Genomic DNA, 15,445 nt, shown 5'->3' on the forward strand with positions numbered 1-15,445 from the left:
CAAGGAACTCCCAGGAGCACACCGTGACCGACGCCCACACCGCCGGCCCGTTCATCGCAGCCATCGACCAGGGCACGACCTCCTCCCGCTGCATCGTCTTCGACCGCGACGGCCGCATCGTCTCCGTCGACCAGAAGGAGCACGAGCAGATCTTCCCCAAGCCTGGCTGGGTCGAGCACGACGCCACCGAGATCTGGACCAACGTCCAGCAGGTCGTCGCCGGAGCCGTCGCCAAGGCCGGCATCACCCGCGACGACATCAAGGCCATCGGCATCACCAACCAGCGCGAGACCACCGTGCTGTGGGACAGGAACACCGGTGAGCCGGTCCACAACGCCATCGTCTGGCAGGACACCCGCACCGACGCCCTGTGCCGCGAACTCGGCCGCAACGTCGGCCAGGACCGCTTCCGCCGCGAGACCGGTCTCCCCCTCGCCTCCTACTTCGCCGGCCCCAAGGCCCGCTGGCTGCTCGACAACGTCGACGGCCTCAAGGAGCGCGCCGAGGCGGGCGACATCCTCTTCGGCACCATGGACACCTGGGTCATCTGGAACCTGACCGGTGGTGTCGACGGCGGCCACCACGTCACCGACGTCACCAACGCGTCCCGCACCCTGCTGATGAACCTGCACACCACGCAGTGGGACGAGAGGATCGCCGAGTCCATCGGCGTCCCGACGACGATGCTCCCCGAGATCCGCTCCTCCGCCGAGGTCTACGGCGAGATCAGGGGCGGCGAGCTGGGCGAGCTGCTCGGCGGCATCCCGGTCGCCTCCGCGCTGGGCGACCAGCAGGCGGCGCTGTTCGGCCAGACCTGTTTCGCCGAGGGCGAGACCAAGTCGACGTACGGCACCGGCACCTTCATGGTGATGAACACCGGCGACAAGATCATCAACTCCTACAGCGGCCTGCTGACCACCGTCGGCTACAAGATCGGTGACCAGGACACGGTCTACGCCCTGGAGGGCTCGATCGCCGTCACCGGCTCGCTGGTGCAGTGGATGCGCGACCAGATGGGCCTGATCTCCACCGCCGCCGAGATCGAGACGCTCGCCCTGTCCGTCGAGGACAACGGCGGCGCCTACTTCGTACCGGCCTTCTCCGGCCTGTTCGCCCCGTACTGGCGCTCCGACGCCCGCGGTGTGATCGCCGGCCTGACCCGGTACGTCACCAAGGCGCACCTCGCGCGCGCCGTGCTGGAGGCCACCGCCTGGCAGACGCGGGAGATCGCGGACGCCATGACGAAGGACTCCGGTGTGGAGCTGACCGCCCTCAAGGTCGACGGCGGCATGACCTCCAACAACCTGCTGATGCAGACCCTCTCGGACTTCCTGGACGCGCCCGTGGTGCGTCCGATGGTCGCCGAGACCACCTGCCTCGGCGCCGCCTACGCCGCCGGCCTGGCCGTCGGCTTCTGGAACAGCACCGACGACCTGCGCGCCAACTGGCGGCGGGCCGCCGAGTGGACCCCCCGCATGGACGCGGACACCCGCGACCGTGAGTACAAGAGCTGGCTCAAGGCCGTCGAACGGACCATGGGCTGGCTCGAGGACGAGGAGTAGGAAACCGCATGACCACCAAGTCCACCCTGCAGTCCGTGCCTGCCCTGGGGACGCACCCGGCGTCCGGCTCGAACCCGAGCCGCGCCGAGACCCGGGAGCAGCTCTCCAAGGCGTCGTACGACCTTCTCGTGATCGGCGGCGGCATCCTGGGCATCTCCACCGCCTGGCACGCCGCGCAGTCCGGCCTCAGGGTGGCCCTGGTGGACGCCGGCGACTTCGCCGGCGCCACCTCCTCCGCCTCCTCCAAGCTGCTCCACGGCGGTCTGCGGTACCTGCAGACCGGCGCGGTGAGGCTGGTGGCGGAGAACCACTTCGAGCGCCGCGCGGTCTCCCGTCAGGTGGCCCCCCACCTGGCGAACCCGCTCACGTTCTACCTCCCGGTCTACAAGGACGGGCCGCACGGCGCGGCGAAGCTCGGGGCCGGTGTCTTCGCCTACTCGGCGCTGTCGGCCTTCGGTGACGGCGTCGGGCACCTGCTCTCCCCCGCCAAGGCGGCGCAGGAGGTGCCGGAGCTGCGCACCGAGAACCTCAGGGCCGTGGCCGTGTACGGCGACGACCAGATGAACGACGCGCGCATGGCGCTGATGACGGTCCGCGCGGCGACCGAGTCCGGCGCGGTCGTCCTCAACCACGCCGAGGTGACCGGCCTGCGCTTCACCAGGGGCCGGGTCACCGGTGCCGAGCTGCGCGACCGCGTCTCCGGCGACGAGTTCGGCGTCGACGCCCGTCTCGTGCTGAACGCGACCGGTCCCTGGGTCGACCACCTGCGCCGGATGGAGAACCCGGATGCCGCGCCGTCCATCCGTCTGTCGAAGGGCGCGCACCTGGTCCTGAAGCGGACCTCGCCGTGGAAGGCCGCGCTGGCGACGCCGATCGACAAGTACCGGATCACCTTCGCCCTCCCGTGGGAGGACATGCTGCTGCTCGGCACCACCGACGAGGAGTTCGAGGGCGACCCGGCGGACGTCGCGGTCAACGACGGGGACATATCCCAGATCCTCGACGAGGCCGCGTTCTCCATCCGCGACCAGCAGCTCGACCGTGATCTGATCACCTACGCGTTCGCGGGCCTGCGGGTGCTGCCGGGCGGTCCCGGTGACACGGCCAAGGCCAAGCGGGAGACGGTGGTCACCGAGGGCCGGGGCGGCATGCTGTCCGTCGCGGGCGGCAAGTGGACCACCTTCCGCCACATCGGCCGTACGGTGATGCAGAAGCTCCAGTCGCTGCCGGGCCACCCGCTGGGCGACGACTTCGAGCCGGTCTCCGCGCTGCCGAAGAAGCTGCCGCTGCCGGGTGTCGCCAACCCGCGCGCGGTCGCCCACCGCCTGCTGATCGACGGTCCGGCGCCCGGCCCGCGGATGGCGGCGGACACCGCACGGCACCTGGCCACCCACTACGGTTCGCTGGCTTTCGACATCGCCCGCCTGGCCAACGACGACCCGGCGCTCGGCCGGCGCGTCCACCCGGACGCCCCGGAGATCTGGGCGCAGGTCGTCTGGGCCCGGGACCACGAGTGGGCCGAGACGGCGGACGACGTGCTGCGCCGCCGCACCACCCTGACGATCCGGGGCCTGGCCACGGACGAGGTGCGCGCCGGCGTCCAGGAGCTGCTCGACCGGAAGTGACCGGACCACCGGCTCCTCCGCACCGGAGCCGGCAGGGGAAGGGGCGGTTCCGCACCGGCGGGGCCGCCCCTTCGTCCTGCCCGGTCCCGGGCCGGACCCGGTGGACCCCGGACCGGGCGCGGCCCGGGCGCGGAGGCCCGCATAATGGGCGGCATACATCGGACGTCTGAGCCGCAGGGAGACCGGTCATGGCAGTCACCGACGAGGCGATCGAGAAGATCAAGGGGATGATCGTCTCCGGTGCGCTGCGTCCCGGCGCCCGGCTGCCCAGGGAGAGCGAACTCGCCGCCGAGCTGGGGCTGTCCCGCAATTCCCTGCGCGAGGCGGTGCGGGCGCTGTCGCTGATCCGCATCCTGGACGTGCGACAGGGCGACGGCACCTACGTCACCAGCCTCGATCCGCAACTCCTCCTGGAGGCGGTGAGTTTCGTGGTGGACTTCCACCGCGACGACACGGTCCTGGAGTTCCTCGCCGTGCGCCGCATCCTGGAGCCGGCCGCGACGGCGATCGCGGCGACCCGGATCGACGACGCGCGACTGGACGCGCTGACCGAGCAGTTGGACGAGCTCGGCGACGAACCGTCCGTGGAGGACCTGGTCTCCGCCGACCTGGACTTCCACCGGAGCATCGTGCGCGGCTCGGGCAACTCCGTGCTGTGTTCCCTGCTCGACGGCCTGTCCGGTCCCACCACCCGGGCCCGCATCTGGCGCGGCCTCACCCAGGAGGACGCCGTCGGCCGCACCCTGCGCGAGCACCGGGCCATCCTCGCCGCCCTGCGGGACCGGGACGCCGAGGCGGCGCGGTCCTGGGCGACGGTGCACATCGCGAGCGTGGAGCAGTGGCTGCGCTCCACACTGTGAACGGTGCCTTCCGCTCCCGGCGCCTCCCGATCACCGAGTGGTGTTTCGCGGTGCCCGATGGGGCAGTGATGGGAGCACTCCCCTTGTGAAGGGGGCTGCGGGCGCCCCCGTGGGCACGCCGTAAGGTTGGGACGTACGCGAGGGCACGTCGGAAGGAGGCGCTGGGTGATCGAGCTCGAGGGGGTTCCCGAGCTGATCGACCCGGTCATGGTGGCCGCGTTCGAGGGCTGGAACGATGCCGGTGACGCAGCCTCCACCGCGGTCGCTCATCTGGACAGGGAGTGGAAGGGCGAGGTGTTCGCGGCGCTGGACGCCGAGGACTACTACGACTTCCAGGTGAACCGCCCCACGGTGTTCATGGACGGCGGGGTCCGCAGGATCACCTGGCCGACCACACGGCTGTCGGTGGTCCGGGTCGGTGGTGACAAGCCCCGTGACCTGGTGCTGGTCCGCGGCATCGAACCGTCCATGCGGTGGCGTTCGTTCTGCAACGAGATCCTCGGCTTCGCACACGAACTCGGCGTGGAACTCGTGGTGGTGCTGGGCGCCCTGCTCGGCGACACCCCGCACACCCGGCCGGTCCCGATCAGCGGGACCACGTCCGATCCGGACCTGGCCCGCCGCATGGACCTGGAGGAGACCAAGTACGAGGGCCCGACGGGCATCGTCGGCATCCTCCAGGAGGCGTGCACCCACGCCGGTGTGCCGGCGGTGTCGCTGTGGGCGGCGGTACCGCACTACGTGTCGCAGCCGCCCAACCCGAAGGCCACGCTGGCCCTCCTCAACCGGCTGGAGGACCTGATCGACGTGCGCGTCCCGCTGGGCGAGCTGCCCGAGGACGCGCGGGCCTGGCAGCTGGGCGTGGACCAACTGGCCGCGGAGGACAGCGAGGTCGCCGAGTACGTCCAGACGCTGGAGGAGGCCCGGGACACCGCCGAGCTGCCGGAGGCGTCGGGCGAGGCGATCGCCCGCGAGTTCGAGCGGTACCTGCGGCGCCGTGACGGGGCGTCGGGCCCGCCCGGCGGGCACGCCACGGCCGACGGCTCGGACGGGACGCCGTTCCGGCGGGACGGTCCGGGCGGGCGCTCCCGCCCGTCGAGGCCGCCGAAGCCGGAGCCGGGGGCGGGCACCGAGCCGGAACCGGGTCCGGACACGGACGGCGGGGAGTCGTCGGAGGACTGAACGGCCCGCGCACGCGAGAAGGGGCGCCCGTCCGAGGACGGGCGCCCCTTCTCGCGTGCGCGGGCCGGTGCCGGCGTGCGCCGTCGTTACAGCGCGACGCCGAGCAGGGCGTCCACCGCGCGGGAGACGACGCCGGGCGCGGCGGTGTCCGTGCCGCCGCTCTCCTCCTGGAGCACGGTCCAGCGGTCGACGGCCGTCAGCGCGGCCGGGGCGTTCAGGTCGTCGGCGAGCGCCTCGCGGATCTCCTCGACCAGCGCCTCGGCGGGCGGGCCGTCGGGGCGGGAGACCGCCGCACGCCAGTGGCCCAGTCGGGTCACGGCGTCCTGGAGCACCTCGTCGGTCCACTCCCAGTCGGCGCGGTAGTGGTGGGCGAGCAGGGCCAGCCGGATCGCCGCCGGGTCCACGCCCTCGCGGCGCAACCGGGACACGAAGACCAGGTTGCCCTTGGACTTGGACATCTTCTCGCCGTGCAGGGCGACCATGCCGGCGTGGACGTACGCCTTGGCCATGGGGAACTCGCCGGTGAGCACCTGGGCGTGGGACGCGCCCATCTCGTGGTGCGGGAAGACCAGGTCGCTGCCGCCGCCCTGGACGTCGAAGCCCATGCCCAGGTGGTCCAGGGCGATGGCCACGCACTCGATGTGCCAGCCGGGGCGCCCCCGGCCGAGCGAGCCGCCGTCCCAGCTCGGCTCGCCCTCGCGGGCCGCCATCCAGAGCATCGGGTCGACCGGGTTCTTCTTGCCCGGCCGCTCCGGGTCGCCGCCCCGCTCGGCGGACAGCAGCCGCATGGCGGCGGCGTCGAGGTTCGACACCTGGCCGAAGTGCGGGTCGGACTCGACGGAGAAGTAGATGTCGCCGTCCAGTTCGTAGGCCGCGCCGAGGTCACGCAGCCGCTCGACGAGCGGGACGATGCCGGGTATCGCCTCCACGGCGCCTATGTAGTGCCGGGGCGGCAGCATCCGCAGGGCGGTCATGTCCTCGCGGAAGAGGGCGGTCTCCCGCTCCGCGAGCGCGGTCCAGTCGAGACCGTCCCGGTCGGCCCGCTCCAGCAGCGGGTCGTCCACGTCGGTGACGTTCTGGACGTAGTGCACCTGCCGCTTGGTGTCGAGCCACACGCGCTGCACGAGGTCGAACGCGTTGTAGGTCGCCGCGTGTCCGATGTGCGTTGCGTCGTAGGGGGTGATGCCGCAGACGTAGATACGGGCGACGGGACCGGGGTCGAGGGTGATCGAGCCCCCGGTCGCGGTGTCGTGGATCCTCAGGTCGCGGCCCTGACCGGGCAGGGCGGGGACCTCGGAAGCGGGCCAGGCATGCATGCCCTGAGCCTAACCGGACCGTGGTTCCGGATACGAACCGGAGCAGTCCGGATGACCGGGAAGGCACTCTTGCGTCCGGCCGCTCGCCGTGCTGTCCGGTCGAGCCGCGCGGTCCGGCCCGCTCACACCGGGCCGTCCGGCCTCACACCGGGCCGTCCCGGCCGCTCACACCGGCGGCCAGGGGATGGCGGGCCACTCCCCGCCGGGCTCGGGGTGGACGCCGGAGGTGAGCAACGCCTCGACGCGCGCGCGTGTGGCGTCGATCTCCGCGGGGGTGATCAGGGAGGCCAGGCCGGTGGTGAGGGCGCCGCCGTCCGCGAGCGCCTTCCTGAGGCCCTCGAGGACCTCGAGGGCCTCCTCGGTCAGGGGTTCCCCCGCCCAGCCCCACAGCAGCGTGCGCAGCTTGTCCTCGACGTTGAAGGTGACCCCGTGGTCGATGCCGTACAGCCGGTTCTCCGCGGTGGGCAGCAGGTGACCGCCCTTGCGGTCGGCGTTGTTGATCACCGCGTCGAGCACGGCCAGCCGGCGCAGGCGCTCGTCGTCGGCGTGCACGAGCAGGGCGGTGCGGCCCTCGCCGACCTCCGCGAAGCCGATCGCCTTCCAGCCCGGTTCCGGCTCCTCGCCGTCCACCAGGGCGAGGAGTTCGGCGCCGGGCGCCGTCTCGACCCACAGCTGGCACATGCCCTCGCCGTACGGGCCGTCCCGCAGCACGGTGGGCGGCACCAGCCCCCAGCCGGTGGACTCGGAGACCCGGTACGCCGCGACCTCGCGCCCGGCGAGCGTGCCGTCGGGGAAGTCCCACAGCGGCCGCTCCCCGGCGACCGGCTTGTAGACGCAGGCGGCCTCGCGGCCCCCGTACGTCACGGTGCAGTACAACGCGGCGTTCGACGCCTCACGGATGCGTCCGCGCACGGCCAGCTCGCCCTCGGCGAGCAGCGTCGCGGCGGCCGGGTCGGCGGCCGTCACGCTCCGCGGCGGTATCCGTTCTGGCGTGGACATACGTGTCCTTCCGGGTCGAGCGGGAGGCTGCACAGCGGACACGGCGGCCGCCCGGCGTTGACGACGTCGAGGGCGCGCTTGGCGAAAGCCCTGGCCTGCGCGCCGGTGAGCCGGACGCGGAGCATCGGCGGACCGTTCTCCTCGTCCTGGAGCAGCCGCTCCTCGGCCTCGGCGAGGTCCTCCTCGGAATCGGCGTCCAGCTCGACGAGGGCCTGCGCCTCGACGATCATGCGCTGCTCCTCGCCGTCCCAGGCGAGCGCCATGGTGCCGACGCGGAACTCCTCCTCGACGGGGGTGTCCAGCGGGGCCGTGTCGGGGATCTCGTTCGGCGGCACGGCGGGCACCGCGGCACTGCCGCCGCTGCGGCGTACGACCTCGTCGAGCAGCTCGTCCATGCGCTCGGCGAGCGCCGCGACCTGGGTCTTCTCCAGGGCCACGCTGGTCACCCGGGAGCCGGCGGAGGCCTGGAGGAAGAACGTACGGCGCCCTGGCAGTCCGACCGTACCGGCCACGAAACGTTCCGGTTGGTCGTAGAGGAACACCTGACGGGACACGTCCTGTCTCCATTGAGAGTCGTGGGAACGGGCGGCTGTTCGAACGGGAACGCAAACGCTGCGGTCGCTTCACCCTACTGCGGCCGACGATCACGGTGCGCCCGCGTCACCCCCGACCGTGGCCGCGTCGGCGGGCGGCTCCTGGCGCGGCGCCAGGGACGTGAAGTCGCCGGTGTCGCCGAGGCGGACGAGAAAGGGCCGCAGCCGTGTGTAGCGGATCGCGGTGATGGAACACGGTTCAACGGAAATCCGCTGGAAGAGGTCGAGATGAAGCCCGAGTGCGTCCGCGACGAGGGACTTGATGATGTCGCCGTGCGAACACATGAGATAGACGGCGTCGGCGCCGTGGTCGCGCTCCACGCGCGCGTTCCACTCGCGCACCGCCTCGGCGGCGCGCGTCTGCATCGCGCGCATGGACTCGCCGCCCGGGAACGCCGCCGCGGACGGGTGGGCCTGCACCACCTCCATGAGGGGCTCGTCCGCGAGCTCGGCGAGCTTGCGGCCCGTCCAGTCGCCGTAGTGGCACTCGCCGATGCGGTCGTCGGTGTGCGCGGTGAGGCCCGGCCGGGCCTCCAGCAGCGGCCGGAGCGTCTCCTGACAGCGCCGGAGCGGGCTGGCGACCACCTCGGCCAGGGGCAGCTCGGCGAGCCGTCCGGGCAGTGCGGCGGCCTGCGCGGCCCCGCGGTCGTCGAGGGCGACGCCGGGCGTCCAGCCGGCGAGCAGTCCCTCCGTGTTGGCGGTGGAGCGTCCGTGCCGGACCAGGAGCAATGTGGGCATGCGGCCCAGGGTAGGCGCAGATGTGTGTGCCGTGTCCGCCGTACGAAGGGAGAATGCGCTCCGTGATCGTCGACTGTGCCATCTACCGGGAGGGACGCCGGTCGGAGGGGCCCGAGGACTTCTCCGACGCGCTGGACGAGGCCCGGTCGGCGGGGGGTTTCGTCTGGATCGGGCTGCACGAGCCGACTGCGGCCGAGTTCGACCTGGTCTCACAGGAGTTCGCCCTGCACCCGCTGGCCGTCGAGGACGCCCTCAAGGCCCACCAGCGGCCCAAACTGGAGGTGTACGACGACTCGCTGTTCCTGGTCCTCAAACCGGTCGAGTACGAGCCGGAGAGCGACACCGTGTCCACCGGTGAGGTCATGATCTTCCTCGGCGACTCGTTCGTGGTGACGGTGCGGCACGGTGAGGGCGCACCGCTCAAGGCGGTGCGCGGCCGGCTCGAGAAGGAGCCGGAGCTGCTCGAGAAGGGGCCGACCGCGGTGCTGTACGCGGTCGCCGACGCCACCGTCGACCACTACCTGGAGGTGGCGACCGAGCTGCAGACCGACCTGGAGGAGCTGGAGGCGGAGGTCTTCACCCCCGACGGGGGCGGTTCGCGGCACATCGCCTCCCGCATCTACAACTTCAAGCGGCAGATCCTGGAGTTCCGGCGGGCGACCGGTCCGCTGGCGATGCCGGTGTCGCGGCTGGCGGGAGTGGGCACCTCCGGGGCGCGGGTGCCGTTCGTGGCGGACGAGGCGCGGCCGTTCTTCCGGGACGTGCACGACCACCTCACGCGCGTGAACGAGTCCGTGGAAGGGCTGGACCGGCTGGTCTCGGACATCCTGTCGGCGCACCTGGCGCAGATGAGCGTGCGGCAGAACGACGACATGCGGAAGATCTCCTCGTGGGCGGCCATGGCGGCGGTTCCCACGATGATCGCGGGGGTCTACGGCATGAACTTCGACCACATGCCGGAGCTGCGGTGGGCCTGGGCGTATCCGGCGGTGATCGCGCTGATGGCCGCGATGGAGGTGCTGTTGTTCCGGCTGTTCAAGCGGCGGGGGTGGTTGTAGCGGCGGCGTACGGGGCGGGACGCCGGACCCCGGGCCGGGCACCGGCCCGGGGTCCGGCGTAACCGCGGGGGGCGGCCGGCGTTGTTGTCGTGACGGCCGTGGCGGGGCGGGCCCTGGAGCCCCCACCACGGCCGTGGGGGCTTCTGCGGGCCGCGTGGTCGGGCGGGCCCGCTCAGGCGAGGCCGGCGCGTTCCAGGGCCTCGGTGCCGGCGCGGAGGGACGCGAGGCGCTCGTCGAGGGTGAGGCCGGCCGGGGCGAGGGTGAGGGTGGTGACTCCGGCGGCGGCGTAGGCCCTCATCCGGTCGGCGATGCGGTCCACCGAGCCGAGGAGGGTGGTTTTGTCGATCAGGTCGTGCGGGACGGCGGCGGCGGCGCCCTGCTTGTCGCCGGACAGGTACTTGTCCTGGATCTCGGCGGCCTCGCGCTCGTAGCCCATGCGCCGGGCGAGCTGGTTGTAGAAGTTCTGCTTGCGGCTGCCCATGCCGCCCACGTACAGCGCGGTGTAGGGACGGAAGGCGTCGGCGAGGGTGGTGACGTCCCGGTCGTCGCCGACGGCGAGGGGGAGGGTCGGGCAGATGTCGAAGCCGTCGAGGGTCTTGCCGGCCTTCTCCCGGCCCGCGCGGAGGTGCCCGACCGCGGTGTCCTCGAGGTGGTCGGCCGAGGGGAAGATCAGCAGGGCGCCGTCGGCGATCTCGCCGGTCTGCTCGAGGTTCTTCGGGCCGATCGCGGCGATGTAGAGGGGGATGTGCTCGCGCTCGGGATGCACGGTGAGCTTGATGGGCTTGCCGGGGCCGTCCGGGAGGGGGAGCGTCCAGTGCTCGCCCTCGTAGGAGAGGCGTTCGCGGGTCATGGCCCTGCGGACGATCTCGACGTACTCGCGGGTGCGGGCGAGCGGCTTGTCGAACCTGACGCCGTACCAGCCCTCGGAGACCTGCGGGCCGGAGACGCCGAGGCCCAGGCGGAAGCGGCCGCCGGAGAGGGAGTCGAGGGTGGCGGCGGTCATCGCGGTCATCGCGGGCTGGCGGGCGGGGATCTGGAAGATCGCGGAGCCGACGTCGATGCGCTGGGTCCGGGCGGCCACCCAGGTGAGGACGGTGGCGGCGTCGGAGCCGTAGGCCTCCGCGGCCCAGCAGACCGCGTATCCGAGGCGGTCGGCCTCCTGGGCCACGGCGAGGTTGTCGGCGTCCATTCCGGCGCCCCAGTAGCCGAGGTTGATGCCTAGCTGCATGACCCGGTTCCCCTTACCGATGAGTAACGTGACTTGTGCGCAGACCTTATACCTCCGGCGGACGCGGGGGGCGTGCCGCGGGGCGACGGGGTTCCCCCGCTCGAGCGGAGCCGGGAGGCCGGGGAGGCGGCCCGTGGGCGCCGGGCTGCGCGAACGCCGCCGGCACGCGCCGGCGCCCGGCGCCGGCGACGCCTTGTCCACAGGTGCCCACACCCCGCGCCGCGGACAGTAATCTCGGCGTTCATGGAGCAGAGGCATCTCGGCCGTACCGGCCTGCGTGTGTCCCGGATCGGGCTCGGGACACTGACCTGGGGTCGGGACACCGACGAGCACGACGCCGCGGACCTTCTGAAGACGTTCTGGGAGGCGGGCGGCACGCTCGTCGACACCGCGGACGTGTACGGCGACGGAGAGGCCGAGTATCTGCTCGGGAGGCTGATGGACGGGCTCGTGCCGCGACGGGACCTCGTGATCTCCACGAAGGCGGGGAGCGTCCCGGACCCGGACCGCCGGTTCGACGGCTCGCGCGGACACCTGCTCGCCGCGCTCGACGCCTCGCTGGCGCGACTCGGCACCGACCACGTCGACCTGTGGCACGTCCACGCCTACGACCCCGCGACCCCGTTGGACGAGACCCTCGAGGCGCTGGACATCGCGGTCGGCAGCGGGCGGGTGCGGTATGCCGGGGTCTCCGGCTTCTGCGGCTGGCAGCTGGCCAAGGCCGCGACCTGGCAGCTGGCCGCGCCGGGGGCGCGGACGCGGCTGGCGAGTACGCAGATGGAGTACTCGCTGCTGCAGCGGGGAGTCGAGCGGGAGGTGCTGCCCGCGGCCCTCGACCTGGGGATCGGACTGCTGCCCTCCTCTCCGCTCGGGCGGGGCGTGCTGACCGGCAAGTACCGCAACGACGCCAACCCGCCGGACTCCCGGGGAGCCTCGGAGCACATGGCGCCGTTCGTCGCGCCCTATCTGGACGACACCGCGAGCCGGATCGTGGACGCCGTGACGACGGCTGCGGACGGGCTCGCCGTGACCGCGCTGCAGGTGGCGCTGGCGTGGGTGCGCGACCGGCCCGGTGTGGCCGCACCCGTCGTCGGCGCGCGCAACGCGCGGCAGCTCACGGCGGCACTGTCAGTGGAGGCCCTTAGTCTTCCTGACGAGATCTGCCGGGCGCTGGACGATGTGTCGGCGCCCGTGCACCGCTATCCCGATCACGACTGGAGCACGCTGTGAGCACCGAGCCGCCCGAGACCGCGGAGGACGCCGAGCCCAAGAGCGCGGACGGTGCCCGGGTGTCCGAGGCCGAGGCCGAGCTGGCCGCGCAGCGCCTGGAGCGGGAACGGATCGAGCGGCGGAAGGCGGAGCGGCGGGGACCGGTCGAGGCCGGCGGCAAGCTGAGCGGCACGGCTGCCGATCTGCTCGCCGCCGTGCGGGCCGTGGAGAGCGGTGAGAAGCCGCCCGCCACGGTGTTCGAGGAGGCCCGGCCCACCCCGCGGCGACCCGCGCCCGAGCCCGTGCGGCGGGCGCCCGTGGTGGCCTCCGGCGAGGTGGTTCCCGCGGCCGGCGCCGTGGAGGAGGTGCGGGGGGTCCTGGCTCAGGGGGGTGCGCCGGAAGGGCTCGCCGTGCAGGCCGCCGCCGCCCTCGGCGAGGGCGGCGGGGAAGCGCTGCGTGCCGATCCCTGGCAGTTGCTGCGGGTCGCCGGGGTGCGGCCGGAGCAGGCCGACGGGTTCGCGAGGGCGCTGCTGGGCGCCGGGGCCGGGCCGGACGACGAGCGGCGGGGTCGGGCGGTCACCGTGTGGCTGCTGGAGCAGGCGGCGCTCGCCGGACACACCGCTCTGGACGTGTCCGCGCTGACCGCCGCGCTGGGCCGGCAGGGAGTGCCGGATCCCGAGGAGGCCGTGCGGAACGCCATCGCGGAAGGGGACGTGCTCGTCTTCCAGGACGCCCTCGCGGAAGCCGGTGGCGAGGAGGAGGACGGGGAACGGCCGGTGCGGGTGCTGGTCGGGCTCGAGCGCTACGCACTGGCCGAGGAGAGCCTCGCCGACGGTCTGGCCCGGTTGATCGACTCGGTGCCCGGGCAGGACGATCCGGCCGGGTGGGAGCGGGCCGCCGACGCGGCGGAGGGGTCCGCCGGCGAGTTGATCCGGGCGGTCGCCGGGCACGGGCTCGTGCTGCACACCGGCGGGGAGGCCTCGTCGGCCGAGCCGGTGGCCCTGCTGAACGCCGCGCACGGCCTGGGGCTGCGGGTCTGGGCCGCCGCGCACGGCCCGGCCGGGCGGGCGCGCTGCGCGGCGCTGGCCGACGGTCCCGGTGTCGCGACGGTCGCCGGGCTGCTGTCCGGCGCCGAGGGGCCGGGGCGCGACGCCGACGGGGCGCTGGACCTGGACCTGCTGGTGGTCCTCGACGCCCCGCAGCTGGATGTCGAGGCCGCCGCGCTGGTGACGGAGTCGCTGCCGGACGGGGCGCGGCTGGTGCTGGCCGGTGATCCGGGCGTGCTGTGGTCGGTGGGCGCCGGCCGGGTGTTCGCCGATCTGCTGGCGGCGCGGGTGTGCCCGCAGATCGCCTCGCGGCGGCCGGATCCCGGCCCGCTGGGCGAGCTGGTCTCCGGGATCGGCGTCGGCGAGCTGAACCAGGTGGAGGCGCCCGGCAAGGAGGTCGTGATCGTGCCGGTGCGGGACGCGGGCGAGGCCGTGCACCGGACCGTGCAGCTGGTGGCGGACTCGGTGCCGCGCGCGATCGGGGTGCCCGCCGAGGAGACGCAGGTGATCACCCCGGGGCACGGCGGTGCGGTCGGTACGCGCGCGCTGAACGCGGCGCTGAAGGAGCGGCTCAATCCCGGGCCGGGGCGTTTCGGGGGGTTCGACCCGGGTGACCGGGTCGCCTGGTCCCCCGCTCCGGGACGTACGGTGCCGGGCCGTGTGGTGAGGGCCGACGGCGAAGGGCTGCACCTGGCGTGCGGGAGCGAGGAGATCGTCGTGCCGAGGGAGCGGGTGGAGCAGGCGGTGCGGCACGGATGGGCGCTGACCGCGCACCAGGCCGTGGGCTGCCGGTGGCCCGCGGTGGTCGTGGTGCTGCCCGGTGACGCGGCGCAGGCGCTGAGCCGGCCCTGGGTGTACACGGCGTTCGGCCGGGCCGACCGGCATCTGTCCGTGGTGCACGGTGTGGAGCAGGCGCTGGCGCGCGCCGTGGCCGAGGTGCCGGCCAAGCCGCGGACGACCCGGCTGCCGGTGCTGCTGGCGCCGCAGACGGCGACCGGCTGAGGCGACGGCGGCACCGGCAGCCGGGCGTGCCGCCGGTGCCGCCGTCCGGGACCGTCAGCGGTCGGCGTCGAGGGGCTCCAGGTCCTCGTCCTCGTCCAGGGCCGGATCCCGTGCGTCGCCGGTGCCCCCCTCGATGCCGTCGATGTCCTCGATGTCGTCGATGTCGTCGTCCTCGTCGTCCTCGTCGTCGAAGACCGCGCTCACGTCGAAGCGGCACACCACGTGTTGCTGATCCACCTGCTCGAACGGCGCCTCCAGCCACTCGCCGGGTTCCGCGGCCTCGTCCGCCGCCGTCACCCAGAGTGTGGAGTCGCCCTCCTCGAGGCCGAACTCCTTGTGCCGGGAGGCGATCTCGTCCGGCTCGAACTCGCCGAACAGCAGCCCGAGCGCACCGTGGACGGTGCCCGAGGCGTCGGAGCCCTCATCGTCGTCCGCCGCCTCGATCCGCTGCGCGTGCGCGAGCAGCCGCTGCGGTTCCGCGACGGCGTAGTCACGGCGGATCAGCACGCTGAGCGCGTTCGGTTCCTCCGGCCCGGCGTACGGCGGCAGCGCGTCCTCCGCGCCGGGGATCTCGAAGGGTGTGACCTCGTCGTAGCGGTCGTAGAGCAGTTCGTCGTACGCCTCCGCGGCCGCGGCCAGCTGGTTGAACGCCTCGTAGACGGCCGGGTCGTCCTCCCCCGACCGGCGTTCGACCGCGGCCAGGTGGCGGTCGAGCGCGGTCTTGACCGCCTCGGCGGCGGCGCGTACCTCGGCAGCGGTGGGCTGCGCAGCATCAGACATAGTGCAGACGCTATCCGTACCGGGGCCCGGCACGCACAATAGATGCGATGCCGGAATACGAATTTGTCGACGTGTACGTGCCGCGCGAGGTGTCCCGCAGGGAGACGGCGCGCCTGCTGACGGACCATGCGGAGTACGGTCACTGGGAGTTGTACCGCCTGACGCTGATGCGTGACGGCAGTCGCAGGGTGCGGCTGCGGCGGCGGATCATCCGCCAGGTGCGCGCCACCTGGTGAGTACCGGTGGC

14 protein-coding genes are annotated in these 15,445 nt (G+C 73.0%); 8 read left to right on the plus strand and 6 right to left on the minus strand.

From position 1 onward, the window contains the following. Positions 1-23: 23 nt before the first annotated feature. The 4 genes from glpK to ACF07S_RS19130 all read left to right on the plus strand — a co-directional run bounded on the left by glpK (position 24) and on the right by ACF07S_RS19130 (position 5,229). Positions 24-1,562, plus strand: coding sequence for a glycerol kinase GlpK (glpK, locus tag ACF07S_RS19115; RefSeq protein WP_391964578.1), 1,539 nt, complete (start codon positions 24-26; stop codon positions 1,560-1,562). An 8-nt stretch (positions 1,563-1,570) separates the two neighbouring features. After that, positions 1,571-3,187, plus strand: coding sequence for an FAD-dependent oxidoreductase (locus ACF07S_RS19120; RefSeq protein WP_391974624.1), 1,617 nt, complete (start codon positions 1,571-1,573; stop codon positions 3,185-3,187). Positions 3,188-3,375: 188 nt separating this feature from the next. After that, positions 3,376-4,047, plus strand: coding sequence for a FadR/GntR family transcriptional regulator (locus ACF07S_RS19125; protein ID WP_391964580.1), 672 nt, complete (start codon positions 3,376-3,378; stop codon positions 4,045-4,047). 165 nt (positions 4,048-4,212) lie between these two features. After that, the gene (locus tag ACF07S_RS19130) at positions 4,213-5,229 is read left to right on the plus strand and encodes a PAC2 family protein (RefSeq protein WP_391964581.1); all 1,017 of its coding nucleotides are present in this window, start codon (positions 4,213-4,215) and stop codon (positions 5,227-5,229) included. An 86-nt stretch (positions 5,230-5,315) separates the two neighbouring features. Here the strand turns inward: ACF07S_RS19130 and mshC are convergent, their stop codons facing one another. The 4 genes from mshC to ACF07S_RS19150 form a co-directional block, all read right to left on the minus strand. Further along, entirely contained in the window at positions 5,316-6,545 is a 1,230-nt protein-coding gene (gene mshC, locus ACF07S_RS19135) for a cysteine--1-D-myo-inosityl 2-amino-2-deoxy-alpha-D-glucopyranoside ligase (protein WP_391964582.1), read from the minus strand. Between the two features lie 165 nt (positions 6,546-6,710). Then, complete coding sequence (locus tag ACF07S_RS19140; RefSeq protein ID WP_391974625.1) at positions 6,711-7,544, minus strand: SCO1664 family protein; 834 nt, start codon at positions 7,542-7,544, stop codon at positions 6,711-6,713. After that, positions 7,508-8,098: a DUF3090 domain-containing protein gene (locus tag ACF07S_RS19145; RefSeq protein ID WP_391974626.1), complete on the minus strand. Its 591-nt coding sequence runs from the start codon at positions 8,096-8,098 to the stop codon at positions 7,508-7,510. Before ACF07S_RS19145 ends, ACF07S_RS19140 begins: the two co-directional genes overlap by 37 nt. A gap of 90 nt (positions 8,099-8,188) precedes the next feature. Continuing rightward, entirely contained in the window at positions 8,189-8,875 is a 687-nt protein-coding gene (locus ACF07S_RS19150) for a histidine phosphatase family protein (RefSeq protein WP_391964585.1), read from the minus strand. A gap of 62 nt (positions 8,876-8,937) precedes the next feature. Here ACF07S_RS19150 and corA point away from each other — a divergent pair, with 62 nt between their 5' ends. Further along, complete coding sequence (gene corA / locus ACF07S_RS19155) at positions 8,938-9,933, plus strand: magnesium/cobalt transporter CorA (RefSeq protein ID WP_391974627.1); 996 nt, start codon at positions 8,938-8,940, stop codon at positions 9,931-9,933. Positions 9,934-10,105: 172 nt separating this feature from the next. Here the strand turns inward: corA and ACF07S_RS19160 are convergent, their stop codons facing one another. Then, positions 10,106-11,161: an LLM class F420-dependent oxidoreductase gene (locus tag ACF07S_RS19160; RefSeq protein WP_391964587.1), complete on the minus strand. Its 1,056-nt coding sequence runs from the start codon at positions 11,159-11,161 to the stop codon at positions 10,106-10,108. 243 nt (positions 11,162-11,404) lie between these two features. On the opposite strand from ACF07S_RS19160, the gene ACF07S_RS19165 reads away from it, so the two are divergent. After that, positions 11,405-12,391 (plus strand): aldo/keto reductase, encoded by a 987-nt coding sequence (locus ACF07S_RS19165; protein WP_391964588.1) that lies wholly within the window; start codon positions 11,405-11,407, stop codon positions 12,389-12,391. Beyond that, positions 12,388-14,418: a helix-hairpin-helix domain-containing protein gene (locus tag ACF07S_RS19170; RefSeq protein ID WP_391974628.1), complete on the plus strand. Its 2,031-nt coding sequence runs from the start codon at positions 12,388-12,390 to the stop codon at positions 14,416-14,418. The genes ACF07S_RS19165 and ACF07S_RS19170 overlap by 4 nt, the downstream gene beginning before the upstream one ends. A 54-nt stretch (positions 14,419-14,472) precedes the next feature. Here ACF07S_RS19170 and ACF07S_RS19175 read toward each other — a convergent pair whose 3' ends face one another. Then, the gene (locus ACF07S_RS19175; protein ID WP_391964590.1) at positions 14,473-15,198 is read right to left on the minus strand and encodes a hypothetical protein; all 726 of its coding nucleotides are present in this window, start codon (positions 15,196-15,198) and stop codon (positions 14,473-14,475) included. A gap of 47 nt (positions 15,199-15,245) precedes the next feature. Between ACF07S_RS19175 and ACF07S_RS19180 the strand changes: the two genes are divergently transcribed. Continuing rightward, positions 15,246-15,434 (plus strand): DUF5703 family protein, encoded by a 189-nt coding sequence (locus tag ACF07S_RS19180; RefSeq protein ID WP_391964591.1) that lies wholly within the window; start codon positions 15,246-15,248, stop codon positions 15,432-15,434. Positions 15,435-15,445: the final 11 nt, after the last annotated feature.

The sequence above is a fragment of the Streptomyces sp. NPDC016640 genome (assembly GCF_043076215.1).
Taxonomy (GTDB): Bacteria; Actinomycetota; Actinomycetes; order Streptomycetales; family Streptomycetaceae; genus Streptomyces.